This is a genomic window from Desulfonatronum sp. SC1, assembly GCF_003046795.1.
Lineage (GTDB): Bacteria > Desulfobacterota > Desulfovibrionia > Desulfovibrionales > Desulfonatronaceae > Desulfonatronum.
Genome location: NZ_PZKN01000127.1, coordinates 1 through 463, shown reverse-complemented (window position 1 = coordinate 463; position 463 = coordinate 1). Strand labels below are relative to the sequence as shown.

Genomic DNA, 463 nt, shown 5'->3' with positions numbered 1-463 from the left:
CTATAATGCACCTTCAACCAAATCATCGTCCCAAAACTGGAATCGTGAAGGGTTAAAGTTCCCTCCGCTGATGATGATTCCCGTACGCCGTCCCTCGAAAAATGAGCGGTTTTCCATGATTGCAGCCAAAGGCACAGCTGAAGACGGTTCTGCCAAAATACCTGCATGGCGGCGCAACAACACCATTGCTGCCTTTATCGATGTTTCAGTAGCGGTAAAAATATCAGTTACATTCTCCCGAATTATTGCAAAGGAGAGTTCTCCGAGAGAAGTACGCAGCCCATCAGCAATGGTGTCGGGGTTAACAGAAGGGAGGATAATTCCGGCTTTGAGCGAGCGGCAGGCGTCATCGGCATTGAGGGGTTCCCCTCCAATCACCAGCGCTTCAGGTAACAAGGCCTTCACCGACACCGATGTTCCACTTAATAAACCGCCGCCACCCACAGGAGCCATCACCACATCC

The 463-nt window shown here is 51.0% G+C and carries 1 protein-coding gene; it reads right to left on the bottom strand.

The genetic code is table 11. From position 1 onward, the window contains the following. The coding region (locus tag C6366_RS20985; protein WP_146164940.1) for a pyridoxal-phosphate dependent enzyme at positions 1-463 on the bottom strand (463 nt) is incomplete at its 5' end.